At 61.6% G+C, this 21,671-nt stretch carries 19 protein-coding genes; 9 read left to right on the top strand and 10 right to left on the bottom strand.

Annotated elements, in window-relative coordinates; translation table 11 throughout:
• Positions 1-55: 55 nt before the first annotated feature.
• The 4 genes from ACYVM5_RS04895 to ACYVM5_RS04880 all read left to right on the top strand — a co-directional run bounded on the left by ACYVM5_RS04895 (position 56) and on the right by ACYVM5_RS04880 (position 4,295).
• Positions 56-1,729: a S41 family peptidase gene (locus ACYVM5_RS04895; protein WP_460617018.1), complete on the top strand. Its 1,674-nt coding sequence runs from the start codon at positions 56-58 to the stop codon at positions 1,727-1,729.
• 205 nt (positions 1,730-1,934) lie between these two features.
• Entirely contained in the window at positions 1,935-2,300 is a 366-nt protein-coding gene (locus ACYVM5_RS04890; protein ID WP_460617017.1) for a hypothetical protein, read from the top strand.
• A gap of 146 nt (positions 2,301-2,446) precedes the next feature.
• A complete protein-coding gene (locus ACYVM5_RS04885; protein ID WP_460617016.1) occupies positions 2,447-3,652 on the top strand; it encodes a homogentisate 1,2-dioxygenase in 1,206 nt (401 codons plus the stop codon).
• 103 nt (positions 3,653-3,755) lie between these two features.
• Positions 3,756-4,295, top strand: a complete 540-nt coding sequence (locus tag ACYVM5_RS04880; RefSeq protein WP_460617015.1) for a hypothetical protein — start codon at positions 3,756-3,758, stop codon at positions 4,293-4,295.
• Positions 4,296-4,373: 78 nt separating this feature from the next.
• Here the strand turns inward: ACYVM5_RS04880 and ACYVM5_RS04875 are convergent, their stop codons facing one another.
• The 4 genes from ACYVM5_RS04875 to ACYVM5_RS04860 form a co-directional block, all read right to left on the bottom strand.
• On the bottom strand, positions 4,374-5,105 hold the full coding sequence (locus tag ACYVM5_RS04875) for a hypothetical protein (protein WP_460617014.1): 732 nt from the start codon (positions 5,103-5,105) through the stop codon (positions 4,374-4,376).
• A 119-nt stretch (positions 5,106-5,224) separates the two neighbouring features.
• Complete coding sequence (locus ACYVM5_RS04870; protein WP_460617013.1) at positions 5,225-5,977, bottom strand: hypothetical protein; 753 nt, start codon at positions 5,975-5,977, stop codon at positions 5,225-5,227.
• 45 nt (positions 5,978-6,022) lie between these two features.
• Positions 6,023-7,585 (bottom strand): hydroxymethylglutaryl-CoA reductase, encoded by a 1,563-nt coding sequence (locus tag ACYVM5_RS04865; RefSeq protein ID WP_460617012.1) that lies wholly within the window; start codon positions 7,583-7,585, stop codon positions 6,023-6,025.
• A 134-nt stretch (positions 7,586-7,719) separates the two neighbouring features.
• Complete coding sequence (locus ACYVM5_RS04860) at positions 7,720-8,295, bottom strand: energy transducer TonB (RefSeq protein WP_460617011.1); 576 nt, start codon at positions 8,293-8,295, stop codon at positions 7,720-7,722.
• Between the two features lie 512 nt (positions 8,296-8,807).
• On the opposite strand from ACYVM5_RS04860, the gene ACYVM5_RS04855 reads away from it, so the two are divergent.
• Both ACYVM5_RS04855 and ACYVM5_RS04850 read left to right on the top strand, forming a co-directional pair.
• A complete protein-coding gene (locus ACYVM5_RS04855) occupies positions 8,808-9,623 on the top strand; it encodes a phytanoyl-CoA dioxygenase family protein (RefSeq protein WP_342299953.1) in 816 nt (271 codons plus the stop codon).
• A gap of 150 nt (positions 9,624-9,773) precedes the next feature.
• Complete coding sequence (locus tag ACYVM5_RS04850; RefSeq protein WP_460617010.1) at positions 9,774-10,553, top strand: SDR family NAD(P)-dependent oxidoreductase; 780 nt, start codon at positions 9,774-9,776, stop codon at positions 10,551-10,553.
• A gap of 74 nt (positions 10,554-10,627) precedes the next feature.
• Here ACYVM5_RS04850 and ACYVM5_RS04845 read toward each other — a convergent pair whose 3' ends face one another.
• Entirely contained in the window at positions 10,628-11,308 is a 681-nt protein-coding gene (locus ACYVM5_RS04845; protein WP_460617009.1) for a phosphatase PAP2-related protein, read from the bottom strand.
• A gap of 154 nt (positions 11,309-11,462) precedes the next feature.
• Here ACYVM5_RS04845 and ACYVM5_RS04840 point away from each other — a divergent pair, with 154 nt between their 5' ends.
• The gene (locus tag ACYVM5_RS04840) at positions 11,463-12,785 is read left to right on the top strand and encodes a zinc-binding metallopeptidase family protein (RefSeq protein WP_460617008.1); all 1,323 of its coding nucleotides are present in this window, start codon (positions 11,463-11,465) and stop codon (positions 12,783-12,785) included.
• 229 nt (positions 12,786-13,014) lie between these two features.
• A complete protein-coding gene (locus ACYVM5_RS04835) occupies positions 13,015-15,891 on the top strand; it encodes a M4 family metallopeptidase (RefSeq protein ID WP_460617007.1) in 2,877 nt (958 codons plus the stop codon).
• Between the two features lie 190 nt (positions 15,892-16,081).
• Here the strand turns inward: ACYVM5_RS04835 and ACYVM5_RS04830 are convergent, their stop codons facing one another.
• A complete protein-coding gene (locus ACYVM5_RS04830) occupies positions 16,082-16,816 on the bottom strand; it encodes a hypothetical protein (protein ID WP_460617006.1) in 735 nt (244 codons plus the stop codon).
• Between the two features lie 80 nt (positions 16,817-16,896).
• Positions 16,897-17,664 carry a tetratricopeptide repeat protein gene (locus ACYVM5_RS04825; RefSeq protein WP_460617005.1) on the bottom strand — a complete coding sequence of 256 codons (768 nt, stop codon included), beginning with the start codon at positions 17,662-17,664 and terminating at the stop codon, positions 16,897-16,899.
• Between the two features lie 201 nt (positions 17,665-17,865).
• Between ACYVM5_RS04825 and ACYVM5_RS04820 the strand changes: the two genes are divergently transcribed.
• Positions 17,866-18,750, top strand: coding sequence for an alpha/beta hydrolase (locus ACYVM5_RS04820; RefSeq protein ID WP_460617004.1), 885 nt, complete (start codon positions 17,866-17,868; stop codon positions 18,748-18,750).
• 68 nt (positions 18,751-18,818) lie between these two features.
• Here ACYVM5_RS04820 and ACYVM5_RS04815 read toward each other — a convergent pair whose 3' ends face one another.
• The 3 genes from ACYVM5_RS04815 to ACYVM5_RS04805 all read right to left on the bottom strand — a co-directional run bounded on the left by ACYVM5_RS04815 (position 18,819) and on the right by ACYVM5_RS04805 (position 21,653).
• Positions 18,819-19,307, bottom strand: coding sequence for a methylated-DNA--[protein]-cysteine S-methyltransferase (locus tag ACYVM5_RS04815; protein ID WP_460617003.1), 489 nt, complete (start codon positions 19,305-19,307; stop codon positions 18,819-18,821).
• A gap of 51 nt (positions 19,308-19,358) precedes the next feature.
• On the bottom strand, positions 19,359-20,552 hold the full coding sequence (locus ACYVM5_RS04810) for an amine oxidase (protein ID WP_460617002.1): 1,194 nt from the start codon (positions 20,550-20,552) through the stop codon (positions 19,359-19,361).
• A 171-nt stretch (positions 20,553-20,723) separates the two neighbouring features.
• Positions 20,724-21,653 (bottom strand): cation diffusion facilitator family transporter, encoded by a 930-nt coding sequence (locus ACYVM5_RS04805; RefSeq protein WP_460617001.1) that lies wholly within the window; start codon positions 21,651-21,653, stop codon positions 20,724-20,726.
• Positions 21,654-21,671 lie beyond the last annotated feature (18 nt).

The following is a 21,671-nucleotide window of genomic DNA, read 5'->3' as shown; positions in this document are numbered from 1 at the left end:
TTTTGAATCGCATATAAGATTATCCTATTGATTATTAACGCTACACTTATTTTACATGCCCACTTCTACCCCTGCTAATCAGGCAACTGGTGCGTCGGCTGGCTCTTGGCGGCGCGGCTGGTTGCGGCAAGGCTTTTTGCTGGTGCTGGCCATGGGCTGCGGCGTGTTGGTGGCCAATAATCCCTTCCGGCCCTCGTCAGAAAACCCCGATGCTACGGCCCGGGGCTACCTACGCTTCAAAGAAATCCTGAGCTACGTGGACCGCGACTACGCCGACTCGGTGGACACCGAAGGCCTGGCCGACTACGCCGTGGCCCAGATGCTGGAAAAACTGGACCCGCACTCCGTCTACATCCCGGCCCGCGACCGTGAAAAAACCGATTCCTTCCTGCAAAGCGACTACGACGGCATCGGCGTCGAATTCAACACCTTCCGCGATACCGTGACGGTGGTGGCCCCGCTCAGCGGCGGCCCGGCCGAGCAAGCCGGCGTGCAGCCCGGCGACCAGATTCTGAGCATCGCCGGCAAGCGGGTGTCGGGCGCCCGCCTTACCTCGGGGCAACTCTCGCAGCTGCTGCGCGGCCCCCGGGGCAGCAGCGTGGCCATCGAGCTGCGCCGTCGGCACCAGGGTCAGCCCCTGCGCCTGAGCATTGCCCGCAGCCGCATTCCGAATAGCTCGATTGATGCCGCGTACCTGGTTGACGACCAGACTGGTTATATCAAGGTGAGCCGCTTCGCTTCTAATACTTACGACGAATTCAAAGCCTCCCTGGCCGACCTGCGCCGCCAAGGACTCACCCGCCTCGTGCTGGACCTGCGCGGCAATCCCGGCGGATACCTCGACCGCGCCACTCGCCTGGCCGATGAGTTCATTGCCGGCTCGCGCAAAATCGTGTACACCGACGGCAAGGGCGACCAATACGACTCGCAGACCTACGCCAAAGTGGCCGGCGAATTTGAGGAAGGCTCCTTGGTATTATTGGTGGACGAAGGCAGCGCCTCGGCCGCCGAGGTAGTGGCCGGCGCGTTGCAGGACCACGACCGCGCCACGCTGGTGGGCCGCCGCACCTTTGGCAAAGGCCTTGTACAGCAGCCTATTGCCCTGAGCGACGGCGGCGAGCTGCGCCTCACCATTGCCCGCTACTACACGCCCGCCGGCCGCTCCATCCAGAAGCCCTACGGTGCCAACTACGCCGAATACAGCGCCGAGCTGAGCGGCCGCTCGGCCCGCGGCGAGTTGCAGTCGGCCGACAGCATCCACTTTTCCAAAGCCCTGCAGTTCCGCACCGACCACGGCCGCACCGTGTACGGCGGCGGCGGCATCATGCCCGATGTGTTCGTGCCGCGCGATTCGGTGGCCCATTCCCTCTATTTCACCAAGCTGCTGAGCCACGGCGTGGCCCGCGCTTTCGCCCTGAATTTCTACCAGAGCCACAAAGCTGAGCTGGAAGGCCTGCGTTTCGAGCAGTTCAACGCCACCTTTCGCATCTCGGATGCGCAGCTGGCCAGCCTGACCGCCCAGGCCGCCCAGGATGGCGTGACGGCCGACGCGGCCAGCGTGCGCCGCTGCGGACCGCTGCTGCGCAACCAGCTCAAGGCCTACATCGCCCGCAGCGCCTATGGCAACGTGGCCTACTACACTGTACTGCGTGAACAGGATGCCGAGCTGCAGCGCGCGCTGCACGTGGTGAGCGACAACACCGCGCAGCTGGCGCTGCTGGGGAAATAAGGGAGGGCCAACTCAGTAGACATAGCCGCCGAAACAGGATACCTGAAATCAGCGGGCTACATTTACTCATCCTTCAATCCTGTCCTTTTTAGTAATGGATTCTAGCAGGTCTAGCATCGCAGTGCTGCTTTTAGTCACAGCTGCAACTTCGGGATGTAAAAAGTCGGAAGCAGTCGTGTCCCAGCCAGCGCCGGTAGCACGCGAGATGCGCCTCAAAATAAACGGACGGCAATACATCTGGCCTTGTAAGCTAGGTTCTACCAATATACTCCGCAGCTATTACGAGGTGGAAGGTGGCACGCAGGGGCAGGATGGCATTGTAATTACCTATGAGGAACAGCCCTCCTATACCTTGCCAAAGCCTTATAAGGCAGTGCGAGCCACTGTGGTGCTTGGAGGCACCACGTATGCCATCACGGGCATTGGTACTTCCACGAGCCATGTGAACTACATGCTTGGCTCCTTTGCTTTGAACGAGAGTGCCAACAACGTAGAAGGGACTTTTTCGGGGGAAGAGAATCAGTTGGGGATTCGGCTGGATGATGGTACGTTTACTACTGTTGTTCATTAAAACAACGGGCTAACCCGGGGCGGCATCATATCCAAGCATTAGCCCAAAAAGTGGCGGGGCATTACCAGCAAGGTCGCGGTACTGTGTGTGCCACGCCAACCTCGGCGGCAGTTCCGTAAATTCGCAACTCCAATCCCACCCGTTTTATGTCGCATTACCACCGCCTCGGCCAGATTCCGCGCAAGCGGCACACTCAGTTTCGCCAGCCCGATGGCTCCCTGTATTCGGAGCAGCTGGTGGGCACGCTTGGGTTTCACGGCGTGTCGTCGCTGCTCTACCACGTGCACCCGCCCACCCAGATTAAGCATGTGGGCACGCCCAAGCCCTTCGCGCCGAAGCTGATTAAGGACCGGCCGCTCCAGCCCGAGCACCTGCGCACACTGGCCCAGACCAGCACTGGCGGCGACTACCTGGCCGCCCGTCAAACCCTGCTCGGTAACGCCGACGTGACCATGAGCATCTGCAACCCCACGGACAAGCGGATGGATTACTACTACAAAAACGCCCAGGCCGATGAGGTGATTTTCGTACACGAAGGCCGGGGCGAATTGTGGAGCCAGATGGGCAAAGTGGCCTTCGAGCCCGGCGACTACGTGGTGGTGCCGCGCACCGTCATCCACCAACTGCACTTCGAGGAAGGCCCGGTGCGGCTGATGATTATTGAGTCGTTCAGCCCCGTGGAAACCGTGCGGCGCTACCGCAACCACTTCGGCCAGCTGCTGGAGCACTCGCCTTACTGCGAGCGCGACATGCGCCCGCCGTCGGAGCTCATCACCGAGGAATATCCCGAAGGCGACTACGTGATACACACCAAGAAAGAAGGCATGCTGCACGAGCTTACCTACGCGCACTCGCCGTTCGACGTGGTAGGCTGGGACGGTTATTTCTACCCCTACGCCTTCAGCATCCACGATTTTGAGCCGATAACCGGCCGCCTGCACCAGCCGCCGCCCGTGCACCAGACATTTGAGGGGCACAACTACGTCATCTGTTCCTTCGTGCCGCGCCTGTTCGATTATCACCCGCTCAGCATCCCCGCGCCCTACAACCACTCCAACGTCGATTCCGACGAGGTGCTGTATTACGTGGCTGGCAATTTCATGTCGCGCAAAGGCGTCGATTTGGCTTCCTTCACCTGGCACCCCACGGGGCTGCCGCACGGCCCGCACCCCGGCACCGTGGAGGCCAGCATCGGCAAAAAGGAAACCCACGAACTAGCCGTGATGCTCGACACGTTCCGCCCGCTCTACCTCACCGAAACGGCCCTGCAATACATCGACGGCCGCTACCCCATGAGCTGGAACCCCGGCTTCGTGCCCGACCCGCCCAAATCGGCGGATATGATGGACTAGGCCGCTCGTTGTAACTTTGAAGAACTACCGTAGCGGTTGCCCCGAACTCTTTAGCGACCAGGCTACGTATATCGACCCCTACTTATCAATAGCCCGACAATCTATGAAGAAGCTCCTTCTCCTCGCCCCCGTGCTGGTGCTGCTGACGGTGTTCGGTTGCAAAAAGAACCTGATTGACCAACTCCTGACGTTTACCGTGGATGTGTCGCAGAACTCCCGAATCCCCCCGCCCAGCATTTTCTACACGGGCCTGCCCCGGCCGGTATCCATCATCACGAATTCGGAAGCCTCGTTTCGCAACAACAAGACCACCCGCGATAAGGTCAAAAACGTGTTGCTCGACCAGATGCAGCTTACCCTGGTTAGCCCGGCCACGCTCAACTTCGACTTCCTCGATACCCTGCGAGTTTACATCAATACGCCCAAGGTTAATAACCGAGTTTTGCTCGCGCACCTCTACAATCCGCCCAAGGGTGCCAAAACGCTGATGCTCATTCCAACCACCGACCGCCTCGATGACTACCTGAAGGCGGATACGTACGAGTTGACGGTGTACAGCCGGCAGCGGCCGAATTACTTTATTATGGATTCCCTCACCATCCGTTCGGACACACGCTTTAAGGTGACGGCCGACCCACTGTAGCTGCACGCAAAAGTAAAAAAGCCCTTTCCGCACGCGCAGAAAGGGCTTTTTTGATGCTCTAACGTGAGTCGAAACCCGCTACTTCACCACCGCCACGCGGTTGTAGTGGTCAATCATACGAGCCACGTCGGCGGGCTGGTCGTATTGCAGATGTTGGGCGTTGGCGAAGGTGCTGATTTCGTTGTCACGCTTCCCGAACAGGCGCAGCACATCGGTTTGGTTAAGGGTGATGGGGTGCAGGGGTTCCGTGGGCTCGTTGCCGACGCCGACCAGCAGCAGGGGCGCCATGGAAAGGCGGCCGGCTACTGCATCTGCCCCCGATGAATAGAGGCGGGCCAGCAGCAGCGGGCCGGCATCCACAGCCGTGAGCACTTCCACGTATTCGCGGCGGGTGCCGGCGCTGCCTTCCTTCACCAGGCGGGGGCGGAAGCGGCGCAGGGCATCCGCCCCGGTGCCGCCCATCTCGCCGATGTCGAAGCCACGCAGGCTGCCCACGGGCCACAGATGCGTCGAATCGGTGTTGATAGAATCCTGGGCTTCGAGCAGGCGCATGCCGGCGTGGAAGCGCAGGCCTGGCACGGGCCGGTAGCGCCCGTCGAAGGTGCGCAGAGCCCCCGGCTGAAAGGCGCCATCGCCGAGGAAGCCGGTGGCCTGGGTTTTCAGGCCGGCCCGCAGGGTGGCGGCGGTGGGGTTGCGGTTGCTTTGGGCGTAGATAGTGCGGGCTTCAGCTTGTTCCTTCGCGGCCTGGGCGTTGGCCTGCTGTGTGCCGGCGAGCAAAAAAATAGCAGATAAGTAGAGGTGGAGTCTCACTAAAGGCACTAAAAAATGGTGAATGGAACAGGGGGCGTCAAAATTACGATAATTAGGCGGTTGCGCACTAATCGGACCCGTTTTCAAGCACCGTGCCATCCTTGGGAATTCCCTTCTGATTAAGGCTGCTTAAAGGATATCTGGTTATAGTATTCCACCATGCGCAGCACCTGGCCCAGGTCAGTGTAGCTTAACCCTTGATTGGCCGCCCAGGCAGTTACTTCGGGGGCTCGTGAGCCAAATAGCTCGCTCACGCTCTTTCGGTTGAGGGATATGGCCCGCAAGGGCTCTTTGGCCACCAGGTCGGTGCCGGCCAATACCGTCTGGCCGATTTCGGTGCGCTCCGGCTTGGTTTCGGTGCGCAGAATGGGGTCAAGCTGGGCGTCTTCGTGGCGGTAGCTGTGCTGCACGGCCAGGGCCATGGGGCTGCTGTCGGACCGAGTCAGCACTTCCACAAAGTCGAGCTTGGTGCTGCCGTTGCGTACCAGCTTGCTGCGGAAATGCCGCATATCGCTGCCCTTGCCCAGGTAGAAGCCGTCGAGGCTGCCGGGCGGCCACACGTGGCTGCCGGTCGAGTCGCGCACTTCCAGCAGGCGCAGGGCCACGTTGTATTTCATCGCCGGTACCCGCACCCGGCGCTTATCGAGCAATACCAACGTACCGGGTAACTCCACACGCTCCAGGTAGGCTTCGGGGGCATTTACCAAGTCCTTGCGCATGCGCGCCAGAGCGTCGGGCGCGTTGGCGCGCTGGTAGAGGTCCATGCCGATTTCGGTGAGGTCGCGCGAAGACTGCATCTGCGCTCGGGCAGATGCGGACAGCAGCAGGAAGGCCAGCATCAGGCCGGCCCCAAGTTTTTGGGTAGTAGTCATGTAGATGAGCAATGGAAAGGTGTCAAACGGGCTGGCCCGTGGTGTTTAGCGGTTGCGGCCGTACTGCTCGTGGCTGCTCACCCAGTCGGAGCTGGAGATGGCCGCGCCCAGGCTGAGCTCGCCGGCCAGCACCACGCCGGCCACTATTTCGGCAAACTTGCGCACCGTGCCCCGGCCCACGCAGCCCAGCATTTGCAGGCATTCGTTCTGGGTAGCCAGGCCGGTGCCGCCGCCGTGGGTGGCCACAATGAGCGAAGGAATGGTGATGCTGATGTACAAATCCCCGTCCTTGTTCACTTCCGAATACAGGATGCCAGCCGACGATTCGCTCACGTTGGCTACGTCCTGCCCCGTGGCAATGAACATGGCCGTGATGCCGTTGGCCGAGTGCGCGCCGTTGTTATTCGCCCCCGAAATGAACGCGCCCACGTTGCTCACCTGCCCGTGGTAGGCCAGCTGCTCGGGCGTCACGCGCATGCGCTGCATCAGAATGTCGCGCTTTATCACGGCCTCGGCCACCACGCGTTTGCCCCGGGTCCGCATCACGTTGATTTGGGAGGCCTTTTTGTCGGTGGCGAAGTTTGATTCGAGGTAGAAGTGCTCGATTTTCGCGCCCTTGTAGTTCTCCAGAATCCAGGAGCAGGCGGCGAAGGTGGCGCGGCCCACCATGTTCTGCCCGGCCGCGTCGCCGGTGCTGAAATTGAAGCGCAGGTAGGCGAATTTGTTGCTCAGATAGGTGTCGATGTACTGCAGCTTGGCCACGCTGGAGGTGCTTTCGGCCTGCGGCCGAATCTGGTCAATGCTGTCTTCCACCCACTTGCCAAAGTCCCGCGCCCCGCGCGCATCATCAAACACGAACACCGGCGCGCGCTGCATGGCATCGCCGATGACGGTGCATTTCACGCCGCCGCACAGGTTCAGCACCTGAATGCCGCGGTTGTAGCTGGCCACCAGGGTACCCTCAGTAGTGGCCATCGGAATCAGGAAATCGCCCTGGGCGTGCTCGCCGTTCACCGTCAGCGGTCCGGCCAGGCCCACCGGAATCTGGGCCACGCCCATGAAATGCTCGCAGTTGCCCTGCAGCTGGTGGGCATCGAAGGAGTAGTGCTTGAGGTGCTTGAATTCCTTCTCCGAAAACTGCTCGGCAAAGCGCTGGCGGGCGGCGATGGCCGCCTCGGAATAGTCGTCCTCCTCGGAGCGCGGAATGCGGGGCTTGGAGTTGGCCACGCCCACAATGGCGTCTTCCACCTCCACGTGCAGGTCGCCGAAGGCATCGGTCGAAAACCACATCTGCACCGGGTGCATGCCTTCGGGCAGGGCCGGCATGTCGAGCATCACCGTGATGGCGCGGCCGACGGGCAGCTCCACGGCCTGCCCGTCGGCATCGATGGCCGTGGCGGCGCGCTGCTCGCCGTTGCCCAAATCGACCCGGATTTTATCAGCCGGCACCACCACCTCACCAATCTGCACCTGCTTAAAACCAGTCACCTTCACGGTATCGAGCCGGTTTTTGAGGCTAAAGGCCACGCCCGCGTTGTCGGGCAGGTTGTGCAGGCTGCCGCGGGTGTACAGCAACTTGAGGAGCATGGGGCTGGGCGTGAAAACCATAGGGCGGGGAGGGTGGAGCGTAATAGTGGGAATTAGAAAAGTGTGGAGAACGGTGGTGAAGGTGCGGAATTTTGGGCGGAATGTCCAAATAATATCCGAATTGTAAATAGCTAATACTAGCTTGGTTGATGGGGTTATTCCAATTTAAACGTGATAGGCACTACCATACCTACTACTGTAGGTTTGCCATTTTGCCGGCCTGGGATGAAATCAGGCATGGCTCGCAGTACCCGTAACACTTCCGCATCGAACAGCGGCTGTAAGCCCTTCACGATTTTGGGGTCACGTATTCGTCCATCTGCACCGACATTAAAAGAGGCAAATACTTTGCCTTCTGCCTGAATCATTTCCCCATTTTTAAGCGGCCAGATAATTTGCTTCTGAATGTATTGTACCATCTCACGATTGCTGCCCCCGCGGAAACTGGGCATTTGCTCCACCACTACGCCATATAACTGGTCTGTGTGTTTCGGTTGCTGAGTGGCCTTGCTTTTGACCATTTCCACTTGTGTGCGATTAGATGCCCGCCGCACCTGCGCCAAGGCCTCTCGCGCCGTCAGGCCCTGGCCCACCACCAGCACCAGCGCCACCAGAAACCACTTCAAGCGCCGCGTCAATGTCGGCGGCGGAGCCTGCACCTGCGCGGCCCGGAAGCTGCCGCACACCCGGCCATCGGGCGCGGCGGCGCGGGCGGCGGCCAGGTCGGCCACGGGGTTAGTTGAGTGGCTGAAATCTTGCACCACTCGCTGGCAGCTGTCGCAAAAATGACCTTGCGGGTGGGCACGAAACGCGTCGGGCCCAACGGCACACGGCTGCAAAACGGCTTGGAAAGTGGGCAGTAGAAGCATGGAAGGCTGGAAAGAAGCGGGAAAAGATAGAAACTTTCGCGGTTAGCGCAGCTTCTGTAACGGCCTTATCTCCCTTTCCTTGTGCAGCCTTGGCCCGGCCACAGGTGCCCGGTGCGGTGGGCAGCACCCAAATACCTGCTGACCGTTAAAGCATTGCCTCGCAATAGCCGTCAGTGCGGGCGCGCACTGTGGCGCTGGTTCACCATCTGTTCACCTGCCAAACGCGTATTTGCCTTCCCAAAACTACCATGCCGCAGCGCGGTTATAGCCGCCGTGCTGCCCGAATGCCCCGCCTGAAAACCGGCAGGGGCCGCGCCGGACGTATTACCTTTGTGTGTCGCCCGGGAATACCCGGCGGCCGCCAATTTTCTGTTATGGCCCTATCCTCTGACTATCCACGCTTCACGCTCGGCAGCACCCTCACCGCCGAGCAACGGGCTTTTTTTACCAAATACGGTTTCCTTCACTTCCGGCCCTTCGCCTCGCCCGAATACGTCCAGCAAATCCTCAAAGCAACGGAGGATGTGCAAGCCAAGTGGCTGGCCGAGGGCGTAGAAAAAGTGAACGGGGTGCCCATTAAATACGGCCACGACGTGGACGGCTCGCGCATTGTGCAGCGCTTTGCCTTCGCCTCGCAGCACCATCCCGTGCTGCATGAACTGCTCCAGGACGACCGTTTCAAAGCGCTTTTTCCACTTCTCGAAGCCGAAGGCGGCCGCGTGGGCGAGAATGAAAAGGATGGCCTCGTGGTGAACCACTACGTGAACGTGCCCGGCTCCGAATTCAGCCAGATGGGCTGGCATACCGACTCGCTGCGCGACGTGTTTTACGGCAAGCGCATCGGCCCCATGCTCAACGTGGGCCTGCACCTCGACGGCACCAAGGCCACCAACGGCGGCCTGCGCGTGATTCCCGGCACCCACCGCCAGGGCCTGCACAAGATGCTGTTTCGCAAGAAATACTACAAGGACGTGTTCTACGACCCCAACGAGGTAGCCATCGAAACCGAGCCCGGCGACCTCACCGTGCACGACGGCCGCATGTGGCACCGCGTGGCCCAGTCGCCGCTGGTAGGCCCCGAAAGCCGCCGCCGCGTGATGTATGTGCCCATCATCTCGGGCAAGTACCAGCCCAAGAGCGAGGACAGCCCTACGCCGTTCTACCTGCGCTTTTTGCACTTGGTGAAGTAGGGTATTTGCTAAATTAACTGTCATCCTGAGCGCAGCGAAGGACCTTATCACCAAAGAACGATTTGAAGTAACTCAAATAGCGCAAGCGTGATAAGGTCCTTCGCTGCGCTCAGGATGACAGACCATTTCCCGCTAATCCACCCACCCACTATGTACGCTCTCGTTACCGGCGCTTCGCGCGGCATTGGCCGTGCCATTGCCCTTTTGCTGGCCCAGCGCGGCTACGACCTGCTGCTGGTGGCGCGGTCCGAAGACCAGCTCACCAACCTGGCCCTCGAAATTGGCACCCGGCACAAGCGCCAGGCCCACGTGCTCGCCACCGACCTGGCCGCCCCCGCCGCCGCCGAAACCGTAGCCGCCTGGGCCAATCAGCAAGCCGACCAGCTGGCCGTGTTGGTAAATAACGCTGGCTACGGCCTCTGGGGCCGCTTCGAGCAACTCAGCCTGACCGACCAGCAGAACATGATGCAGTTGAATATGCACCTGCCCGTGGCCCTCACCCACGCCCTGCTTCCGGCCCTGCACAAGGCCCCGAAAGCCTACATTCTGAACGTGGCCAGCACCGCCGCCTACCAGGCCGTGCCCTCGCTCTCACTCTACGCGGCCAGCAAGGCGTTTTTGCTGAGCTTCAGCCGGGGCCTGCGCTACGAATTGAAAACCAGCAATATTTCTGTAACCTGTCTGAGCCCCGGCGCCACCACCACCAACTTTGCCGACCGTGCCGGCATGGGCGCCGAGCTACAAGCCACCGCCAACAAAGTCTCGATGACGCCCGAAGCCGTAGCCATCGCCGCCGTTAATGGCCTGCTGGCCGGCGAGGCTGAAATCATCCCCGGTGTGCTCAACAAGGTATCGGCCGGCCTCACCAGCGTGGTGCCCAAGGGCATCGTGGAGAAGATTGCGGCCGGGATTTACGAGAAGTATTTGTAGGAAGTAGCGCGGACTTTGTAGTCCGCGAGTGGGGCAGTTGAATGTCCATTCACTCGCGGACTACAAAGTCCGCGCTACTTCCGGCACACGCGCCCGGCCAGCCAGTACGCGGCCCCGGCGAAGAACGGCGCGGCCAGCACATCGTAGGAGTAGTGCACGCGTTGCACCAGCACCAGCAGGCCCACGGCCACACTCATCAGGCCCAGCACCCAGCGCCACTTGCGGCCCCGGCCAGCCAGCGTGAGGAGCACCATGGTGGCGGTGTGGCCCGAGAAAAACAGGTCGCGCACGATGGGCTGGGTGGTTACTTCGAAGATGCGGTCCATTACCGGGTCGTGCAGAATGACCAGCGTGGTGGGCGGCTCCAGTGGCAGCAGCCAGAGCGTGAGCATGCGCATTAATTGCAGGAAATAATAGGCCCACAGCGCCTGTAATAGCCGTTGCGGCCGGGGCAGCAGGTAGGCCAGGGTGGCTGCAATGGCCCCATAAATGAGCGCGAATGTGAGGGCCGAAACGTCGTGTACCGGCAGCAGCTCCAGCAGTGGGTCGGCCAGCCGCTGGCCGGGGCGAGCCTGAATGAAGTGGTAGAAGCCCGGCACCACCGGCAGCAGCCCCAGCAGGCCCAGCACCACCGCACCCAGCCGCAACCGGAAACTCATCGAAGCCCAGGCTGCGGGCCAGGAACCCCGGCGGGCTGGCGGGCGCGAGGAATCAACGGGCCGGGGCAGGGGGGGCGGGGTTAGAATGGTAGCCACAAAAAATAACGGGTTCAGCTAATGGAAAGGCAATAAAACAGCGCGCAAAATTACGTTCCAGCCTGAACAGTAGCACGCTGGTTGATAACCGTGGCGTAACATTGCCAAGTGGCCGAAACGTGCCGCCCGGCTTTCATTCCTCGCCCCTGGTTTTATGATGCGCTTTTTACTTTCTGCTTTGCCGGCCGGCCTCGTGCTGGCGCTGGCCGCCGCCCCGGCCGCTCATGCCCAGAATGCGGCCCTCGACGCCCGCATTGCCCAACTGGCTACTCAGGAAGAACCCAAAGTCATTGCCTGGCGGCGCGACATTCACGAGCATCCCGAGCTGGGCAATCAGGAAACCCGCACCGCCGGCATCATCGCCGCGCACCTCAAAAAGCTGGGCCTGGAAGTGCAAACCGGCGTGGGCCGCACCGGCGTAGTAGGCGTGCTGAAGGGCGGCAAGCCCGGCCCCGTAGTGGCCCTGCGCGCCGACATGGACGGCCTGCCCCTCACCGAAAACAACGACCTGCCCTTCGCCTCCAAAGTGAAAACCACCTACTTGGGACAGCCTGTGGGCGTGATGCACGCCTGCGGCCACGACACCCACGTGGCCATGCTCATGGGCGCGGCCGAGGTGTTGAGCCAGGTGAAAGCCGACCTGCCCGGCACCGTCAAGTTCATTTTCCAGCCAGCCGAGGAAGGCTCCTTGCCGGGCGTAGAAGGCGGGGCCAAACTCATGGTGAAGGAAGGCGTGCTCGACAAGCCCAAAGTCGATGCCGTATTTGGCGTACACATTCAGGCCCAGACCGAGGTAGGCACACTGAGCTTCCGCCCCGGCGGCGAAATGGCCAGCTCCGACCGCTTCACCATCAAGGTGCACGGCAAGGGCTCGCACGGCGCCTACCCGTGGAACAGCGTGGACCCGGTGGTGACCGCCGCCCAGATAATCATGGGCCTGCAAACCATCGTGAGCCGGCAGGTGAAGCTGATTGACGACGCGGCCGTGGTCACGGTGGGCACCATCAATGGCGGCGTGCGCTACAACGTCATCCCGCCCGATGTGGAAATGTCGGGCACCATCCGGGCCCTGAACCCGGACGTGCAAAAGCAAATCTGGGCCAGCATCCGCCGCATTGCCACCAACATTGCCGAGAGCGCCGGGGCCACCGCCGACGTCACCATCGACCCCTACGTGCCCGTGACCACCAACGACCCCGCCCTCACGGCGCAGATGCTGCCCACGCTGCAAGCGGCGGCCGGCGCTACGCATGTAAGGGAGATAAAGGCCGTGACCGGGGCCGAGGATTTTTCCTTTTATCAGGAGAAAGTGCCCGGGCTGTTTCTCTTCGTGGGGGGCATGACCAAAGGGCAGGACCCCGCTACCGCCGCCGACCACCATACGGCCGGCTTTCGCATCGACGAAAGTGGTCTAACACTAGGGGTGAAAACTCTGGCTACCCTGGCGGCCGACTACCTGAATGCTGGGAAACGTTAGCAAGAATCAAACCAAATAATTATTCAGGTTAAAGAAATATTGCAATTTGATTAAATGCAATTATTGCTTCATTGTTTGTTCATGAAACGTGCAAAATTTCGGGTTTATTGCTGAATTAATGACAAATGCCTCATTGTGCTAATAATGTTGTTTAGGTTGCGGCTGCTTAGATGCAAAATATTCAAAATTTGCTCTGGCTTCGAGTCCCACCAACAACCTATTTTTTTACATGAGAAAACAATACTCAGCTGCGGCATTATTGATGCTCGGCGGATTGGTCGCCACCACGGCCAATGCTCAGGACGCTGCCCGCGTTCAATCCAAAGTGTTGGGCGAAGACAACCAGCCCGTGCTGGTGCAGCTCAGCGCCGAAGCTAAAATGGCCTCCCGGGGCATGAGCGGCGACCAGGTGCTGCGCCAGCAACTCGCCCTCACCAACGCCGACCAGATGGTGCAGCGCGCCGCCGAAACCGACCAGCTCGGCTTCGTGCACCAGAAATTTGCCCAGTATTACCAGGGCATCCGTGTGGAGCATGCCGACTATACGGTGCACTCCAAAGCCGGTGCAGTGGAAAGTATCAGCGGGGATTATGAGAAAATCTCGGGCCTGAACACCACGCCTTCGCTGGGCGAAAGCGCTGCGTTGGACCGCGCCCTGGCCCACGTGGGTGCCCGCCAGTACAAGTGGCAGTCCAGCGAAGCCGATGCCAAGTCATTCCTGCCGAAGGGCGAGCTGGTGATTGTGCGCGACGCCCGCGTGAGCGCCGAAACCGGCCCGCTCGTGCTGGCCTGGAAATTCAACGTGTACGCCTCGCAGCCCATCAGCCGCGCGTTCATCTACGTGGATGCCCGCACCGGGCAGGTGGTGTTGCAGGACAACATCATCAAGCACACGGCCGGCACGGCCACGTTTGCCACGGCTTACAGCGGCACCCGCTCGCTGGCCAACGAAACCACCACCGGCGGCTGGCACCTGAAGGAGTACACCCGCGGCCTGGGCATCGAAACCTATAACTGCAAAAAAGGCAACAGCTACACCGCCGCCACTGACTTTGTGGACGCCGACAACAACTGGACGGCCGCCGAGTACAACAACGCCAACTATGACAACGTGGCCGGCGATGCCCACTTCGGTGCCCAAGCCACCTACGACTACTGGAAAAACGTTTTCGGCCGCAACAGCTACGACAACGCCGGCGCTAAAATCAAGAGCTACGTGCACTTTGATGACGTGCCGGGCGGCGCGGGCTACGAGAATGCCTACTGGGATGGCGTAGAAATGACCTACGGCGACGGCGCCAGCACCTTCAAGCCCCTGACGGCGCTGGACGTGTGCGGCCACGAAATCGGCCACGCCGTGTGCGAAAAAACGGCTAACCTGACCTACGCCAACGAATCGGGCGCCATGAACGAAGGCCTGTCCGACATCTGGGGTGCCAGCATCGAGCAATACACCACAGCAGCGCTGGGCCTCACCAAATCGACCTGGGACATCGGCGAAGACATCATGAAAGCCGGCGGCGCGCTGCGCTCCATGAGCAACCCCAACCTCTACGGCCAGCCGGCTTACTACAAAGGCACGTACTGGGCGGCCACTACCTCGTCGCCCTCGAATGCCAACGACCAGGGCGGCGTGCACACCAACTCGGGCATCCTCAACTACTGGTACTACCTGATTTCGGTGGGCAAGAGCGGCACCAACGAAAAAGGCTTTGCCTACAACGTGGGTGCTATCGGCATCTCGGACGCGGCTAAAATCACCTTCCGCATGGAAAGCGTGTACATGACGGCCAGCTCGACTTACGCCAACGCCCGTACCTACTCCATCCAGGCCGCTACCGACCTGTTCGGTGCTACCTCGCCCCAGACGCAAGCCGTAACCAACGCCTGGTATGCCGTGGGCATCGGCGCAGCCTACAGCGGCGGCGGCGGTGGCGGCGGTACCACCTACTGCACCAGCAAGGGCACCAGCGTGGCCTACGAATATATTGCTCAGGTGGCCCTCGGCAGCATCAACCGCACCTCGGGTGCTGATGGTGGCTACTACGATGGCACGGCCCTGACCACGAGCATCGCCCAGGGTTCGGCCCAGACCGTGACCTACAAGGCCGGCTTCGTATCGAGCGCCTACACCGAGTACGTGAAAGTGTACATCGACTACAACAAGAACGGCGTATTCACCGATGCCGGTGAGATGGTTGCTTCGGGCACGGTGGCTTCGACTACGGCCGCTACCGGCAGCTTTACGGTGCCGGCTACGGCTACTGTGGGCACCACCCGCATGCGCGTTACACTGAGCGATGCCTCCGCTACCACCAGCTGCGGCACTTACAGCTACGGCGAAACCGAGGACTACACCGTGAACATCACGGCTGCCGGCGGCGGCGGTGGCACGCCCACTTATTGCACCAGCAAGGGTACCAGCGTGGCCTACGAGTACATCGACCTCGTAAACCTGGGCAGCATCAACCGCACTTCGGGCGCTGATGCCGGCTACTACAACGGCACGGCGCTGAGCACCACGGTTGCAGCCGGCTCGGCCCAGACCATCAACTTCTCGGCCGGCTTCACGGGCACGGCTTACTCGGAGTACGTGAAAGTGTACATCGACTACAACCAGAACGGCGTGTTCACCGACGCTGGTGAACTGGTGGTGAATGCTGCCGCCAGCAGCGTAGCCACTACCCGCTCGGCCTCTTTCACGGTGCCCACCACGGCCAAGAGCGGTGCCACCCGGATGCGCGTGACGCTGAGCGACGCCAGCGCCACCAGCAGCTGCGGCACTTACAGCTACGGCGAAACCGAGGACTACACGGTGAACATCACCGGCGGTACGGGCTTCGCGGGCCTGACGGGCAACACGGTGACCAATGGCTCGAAGCTGCTGGCCGTGTACCCCAACCCGGCCACCGACGTGCTGAACCTGATGCTGCCGGAGAATGCTGAAATCAAGAGCGTGATGGTGACCGACGTGCGCGGTGCCCGCGTGGAAGGCCTGTCGCTGAACAACGGCGTACTGAGCATCGGCCGCCTGGCCCATGGCATGTACACCCTGACCGTGAGCGACGGCAAGCAAGTGTACCACCAGCGCTTCGTGAAAGAGTAGTTCTCTTCCTGAGCCAATGAGAAAGGCCCGTCAGCATTGCTGGCGGGCCTTTTTGTTATTTATTATGTCTATATCTTCTGTCATCCTGAGCGCAGCGAAGGACCTTATCACGTTCGCATTAACTGGCTTACTGCAAACGGTTCTGGCGTGATAAGGTCCTTCGCTGCGCTCAGGATGACAGCTGTTAGTCCTACTTCAGCGAGTAGTCCAGCTTGAGCATCAGCGTGCCGAAGCCGTCCTTGTTGGCCGAGGCGCCGCCGAGACGCAGGTTGATGTCGTCGAGCTGGTCGGTGGTGGTGAAGTAGTAGTTGCCTTCGAGGTTGGCGCGCAGCTTGTCGGTGAGGCGCACGCTGAAGCCGGCCCCTACCGGGAAGGCCATGGCCATGGCGGGGTAGTCGTTGCGCTCGGGCGGCAGGAAGCTGGTGGCGTCGGTGGCGCGCTCGGTGCCGAGGTAGGCGTGCGGATTATAGAGCAGCAGGCCCGCGCCGCCCTGTACAAACACTTGGAAAACCGGTGCTTCGGCCATGGAGGCTGCGAATACGGACTCATCGGGCAATAAATCGAACCGGAAAAACACCGTGCCCAGGCCGTTGGTGCTGGTGAAGGCCAGGCCGCGCTCTTTGGCTTTGTCGCGCGCGCCCATTTCCACGTAGGAAAATTCGCTGCCCAGGTGCAGGTGCGGCGTGAGGCGGTAGAGCACGCCCAGGCTCAGGGCCGGGCCCAGGAAATTATCGCCGGGGCTGCTGCCCAGGTCGCCATTGTAGAGGGCCGTGCCGCCGCCGAGGGTGACGTGCAGCGGCCCCCGAAAGTAGGCCCGCTCCTGGCGGTTGTAGTGCCGCACCGGGTGATGGTACTGGGCTTGGGCGGTGTGGCTGCTAAGTGCACCAACCGCCAAGCCTCCAAAAATCAACGAGCGAAACCGCATATTATCAGGTTAAGTGAAACAAAGACCGCCTATACGGGACCCAACGCGCAAACCGCTGAAATCCGTCTGCCGGCCGGGAGTTATTTGAAGGTGCCCTGCGGGTCGGGCAGCTTAGCCAGCAGGTCGGTGATGAGGTCGAAATCGAGGCTGCTCACGCTGGCGTTCTGGCCTTTGTGCACGGCATCCCAGGCTTCGGCATATTTCTCCTGGTAGTAGAGGCCGCGGGCCAGCTGCTGCCAGGCGTTGGCATTGGCGGGGTCGGCGGCGGTGGCGCGCTGCAGCAGGGTGAGGCCCATGGTGAGGTCCTTTTTCTTCTTGGTCTGGCTGTAGCGGATGAGGTAGCTCGCGCCCAGGTCGCTCATGAGCAGGGTGCTGGTGGGGGCAATGCCGAAGCCCCGGCTCAGGAGGGCAATGGCGGCATCGGGGGTGGGCTGGCTGCTGGCGATGATGCCCAGGCCGCGGTAGGCTTCGGCATTCTGGGGGTTGAGGAGCCAGGCCAGGTTGAAGCGGTAGGTGGCAGTATCGGGCTGGTTCTCGCGCAGGTACTCGTAGCCCTTGTTGGTGAAAAACGTGCTGGCTTCGGCCGTCGAGGCGAAGCTGGCGGCAATGGCTTTGAGCCGGGCCTCGCCGAGCAGCTGGGTGGCCTGCGTGGGGTTGAGGCCGCCGAACAGGGGCTGCAGGCGCATGGGCTTGCCCGGGGCCGGGGTGGCCAAGCTGCCGTCGGGGTTGGCGGCGGGGGCGGGTGCGCCCTTGCGCTGGGCCTGGGCAGGCGCAGCGCTCAGCAGGCTTGCCAGCAGCAGGGCGGCCAGGGCCGGCGACATATTCTTAAGCAAAGCAGAAATCGACACGGGTGCGAAATAAATAAATGAGGGAAGCCCGGCTCGGCAAAAAGCCAGCCCGCAGCCATTCTGACAAAGATAAAGCCAATGCCGCCAAGCCTCCGGCTCCGGGGGCGCGCCGGCCCCGCGCAAACTGCTAGCCCGGCCCGGGCGTAGGTGAGGTCCCTGCGCCGGGATTCGGCCGCAGGCCCTTCCGCTTAACTCCCGCCGATGCGTCGTTTCTTTTTGCTGACTCCCGTGGCCGTGCTGCTGGCCGCCGTGGTGGTCATTCTGGCCACCGAATACGTGGTGGCCCGCCCCAGTACCCGCACCAAAGACGTGGCCTACGTGCCGGCCTCGGCCCCCGATTTTGATAAGGAGCGCCACATTCTGGACGTGTATTCGCCCAAAAAAGCGGCCCTAAACGGGAAGGGCTATCCGGTAGTGCTGTTTATCCACGGCGGAAGCTGGACGAGCGGGAATAAGAACATCTACACTTTTATCGGGCGGCGGCTGGCTAAGCAGGGCGTGGTGGCGGTGCTGATAAACTACCGCCTCGCGCCGCCGGTGCACGTGCCCGAGCAGGCGGCCGACTGCGCCCGCGCCCTGGCCTGGACGGTGCAAAACATAACCCAATACGGCGGCGACCCGCAGCGCGTATTTGTAATGGGCCACTCGGCTGGGGGCGGGCTGGCGGCGCTGCTGGCTACCGATGATGCTTTGCTAGCCGCCAACGGCCTGCCCCAGAATCCGGTGCAAGGGGCCATCATGGACGACCCGGCGGGGCTGGATATGTACAGTTACCTCAAGGAAATGAAGTACGAGGGCGATGAGAAATACAAAGTGCCTTTCGGCAACGACCCGGCAGTGTGGAAGGAAATGTCGGCCATTTACAAGATTAAGCCCAATCTGCCGCCGTTCATCTTTTACATCGGCGGCGAGACGTACCCGAGCATCAGCGGGAGTGCGGGGCGGTTTCGGGACCGGCTGAAGGCGACGGGGCAGCCCGCGCCGTACACCATTATTCCCGGCCGGCACCACATTCCGATGGTGTTGCAGTTGTACTGGCAGCACAACATTATCTATCAGGGGTTGCTGAAGCTGGTGGGAGCGTAATAGTGGGTTGGTGGAGTTAGTGGGTTTGTATAAGCGCTGAGAAATCCATCAACCCACTATTCCATCACTTAACCAAACAGCCCGCCCTGCCGCGTGGGCTGCTCAAATTCGAGCAGCCACTTCTTGCGGTGCATGCCGCCGGCGTAGCCCGTAAGGCTGCCATCGGCCCCGATGACGCGGTGGCAGGGCCACACGATGGCCAGCGGGTTCTGGCCATTGGCCGCGCCCACGGCCCGGACGGATTTAGGGTTATTCAGCAGCTTCGCAACATCGAGGTAGGAGGCCGTGCGGCCGTAGCCGATGCTCAGCAGTGCCCTCCACACCTGCTGTTGGAAATCGGTGCCGAAGCCGGGAGCGTAGATGAGGTCAAACCCGCGCAGCTCGCGGCCGAAATAGGCTTGCAGCTGCTGGTGGGCCGGGCGCAAGCAGATGGGCACGGCAGTGAGCGGAGTAGCATCGGCGGGTTCGTTGAGAAACGTGACGGCGCGCAGGCCGGCATCGGAGCCAGTGAGGGCGAGAGGGCCGAGGGGCGTGGAGAGGAAGGCGGTGGCATCCATAAGCCAAAAGTAGGGTGCGGGGTCGTACCCGGCAGGGCTTGCCCCCGCACCTTACACCAATACCGCCCGGGGCTTGCGCGCGGGCACGGCTTGGGTTATCACGGCCTGGGCCTGGAGCAGGGCTTCGGCGCTGGGCTGGTGCAGCACTCGGGCAGGGCCGGGCTGAGCGAGGTCGGCATCCCAGAGGCCGGACTGGTGCCACTGGTCGAGGTGGTCCCAGTCGGGGCGGTCGATGATGGGGTAGAGGCAGATGCCCTGCAGCGGCAGCCCTTCGCGGAGAATGGCGGCGCATTCTTCGGCAATCATGCGCAGCCACACGGGCCGGTCGATGCCGGGGTGGCTGGTTTCGGTGAGGGCGAAGGGGCGGCGGTAGCGCTTGTAGGCCGAGCGCAGCAGGTTGCGTAGGGGCACCCAGCGCGGGTCGGGCACCTGGTCGTTCCAGCCCAGCTTATTGGGGGTGCCGTTCTGCCACTGGTTGTCGTAGTAGTAGTTGAAACCCACGATGTCGAGCAGGTCTTCACGGCCGCCCAGCTCGGGGCACTTGCGGCCGGAGAGCATGTCGGTGGCCTGAAACTGGTTGTCGTGGGCTTCGCGGGCCCAGCGGCGCTCGCGGGGCGTGGCGTGCAGCGGCGGCACAATGTGCACCAGCGGCTCGGTGCTGAGCATGCGGATGCTGGGGTCGGCCTCGCGCAGGGCGTGAGCACCTTCGATGTAGGCGCGCATGAGGCCGTATTTCACGTCCCAGCCCTGGTGGTGGCAGTAGGGCGAGGTACCCCGGGCATCGCCCCCGAGCCAGGAAATGAAGCTGACCTCATTGATGGGCGTGACGATGAGCACGTCATCGGGCCGCACGGAGCGGTAGAAATCGACAAAGGCGCGGCAGAGCGCGGCAAAGCGCCGGGCAAATAGCGGGTGCAGCGGCGTGAGGTCGTCGGGGTAGCCGAAGTGGCACAGGTCCCACACCTGCTGGATGCCGTGGCGCTGCCCGGCGTCGAGCATGGTTTTCACCGTGCTGAAATCGTAGTGGTAGGGTGTTTTCTCAATTTGGGCCCAGCGGATTCCTTCGCGCACGGTGCGGACGTTGAAGGGATTGAGGGCGGTATAATCTTCGTCAATCAGCTGCAAATGGCCCGTGAGGGGCAGGAAATCGACGCGGTGGCCGAAGCAGTTGAGCTGGTCGGTGCACTCGTAGCCGCCCCACCAGAAGGAGCGAAACGGCGAGGCGACAGGGGTAGTAACTTTCATAGCAAGGGGCTGCGTGGAACAAGCGGCCGCCCGCATCAGCCCGGTAGCTGTGGCGGGCGCACGTTCTGTTTACCCCAAAATGGGCTCTAAGGTTAAAGTTGGGCTTACTGTAGCGCGGACTTTGTAGTCCGCGACCTGGGACCGTTGGACTCGCGGACTACAAAGTCCGCGCTACTTCTCGGTGGGCTGAACCAGGTTTTTAGCTTCGATGAAAATGCGCTTTACTTCAGGGTGTTCGGTCCGAATGGCATCCTGCAAATGCTCGACGGCACTGGCTACTTCGCCTGAAGTAAGGTCATCGGCAAACTGCACATCGAGGGCCAGAATCACGTCGTTCGGACCGAGATACATGGACAGCGGCGAGCGGATTTCGCACACCTGGGGTTGGGCGCGGGCAATGCGTTCCAGGTTGGCCAGCGTGACGGCGTCCACGCCGGTGCCCACCAGCAGGCCCTTGGTGCGGCCCACCAGAAAGATGGCCACGCCCATCAGCAGCAAGCCGATGGCAATGGACGCGCCCCCGTCGAAATAGGGATTATTCAGCAGGTGGCCCAGAAACACACCCAGCCCGGCAATGGCCAGGCCCACCAGTGCGGCCAGGTTCTCCATCACCGAAGCAAATACGGCCGGGTCGCGGCTGGTGCGCAGCATCTTCACAAAGCCCACGTTGCCGGTCGACTGGGCCAACAGGGCCTTCACAGAGAGGTAAAAGGCGATGCCTTCGAAGAGAAAGGAAAGGCCCAGCACCACATAGTTCCAGCCCGCGTCTTCGATGGGTTCGGGGTGCTGAATGTGCTTGATGCCCTCGTAGAACGACATGCCGCCGCCAATGGCGAAGATGAGCACGGCTACAATCAGGCCCCAGAAGTACAACTCCTTGCTGTGGCCAAAGGGGTGCTCGGCATCGGGCGGCCGCTGGCTTTGGGCGGTGCCGTAGAGCAGCAGGCCGCTGTTGCCGGTGTCCACCAGCGAGTGAATCCCCTCGGAAAGCATGGCCGACGAGCCGGTGAAATACGCCGCCACAAACTTGCTGATGGCAATGGCGACGTTGGCGGCGATGCCGCCGTAGAGCGAAAGTTTAGAAGCGTTAGCGTCGGCCATAAGGCGGGGTAATGATGG

Source organism: Hymenobacter ruber, from assembly GCF_054783255.1.
This window is presented reverse-complemented; position numbering and strand designations above follow the sequence as displayed.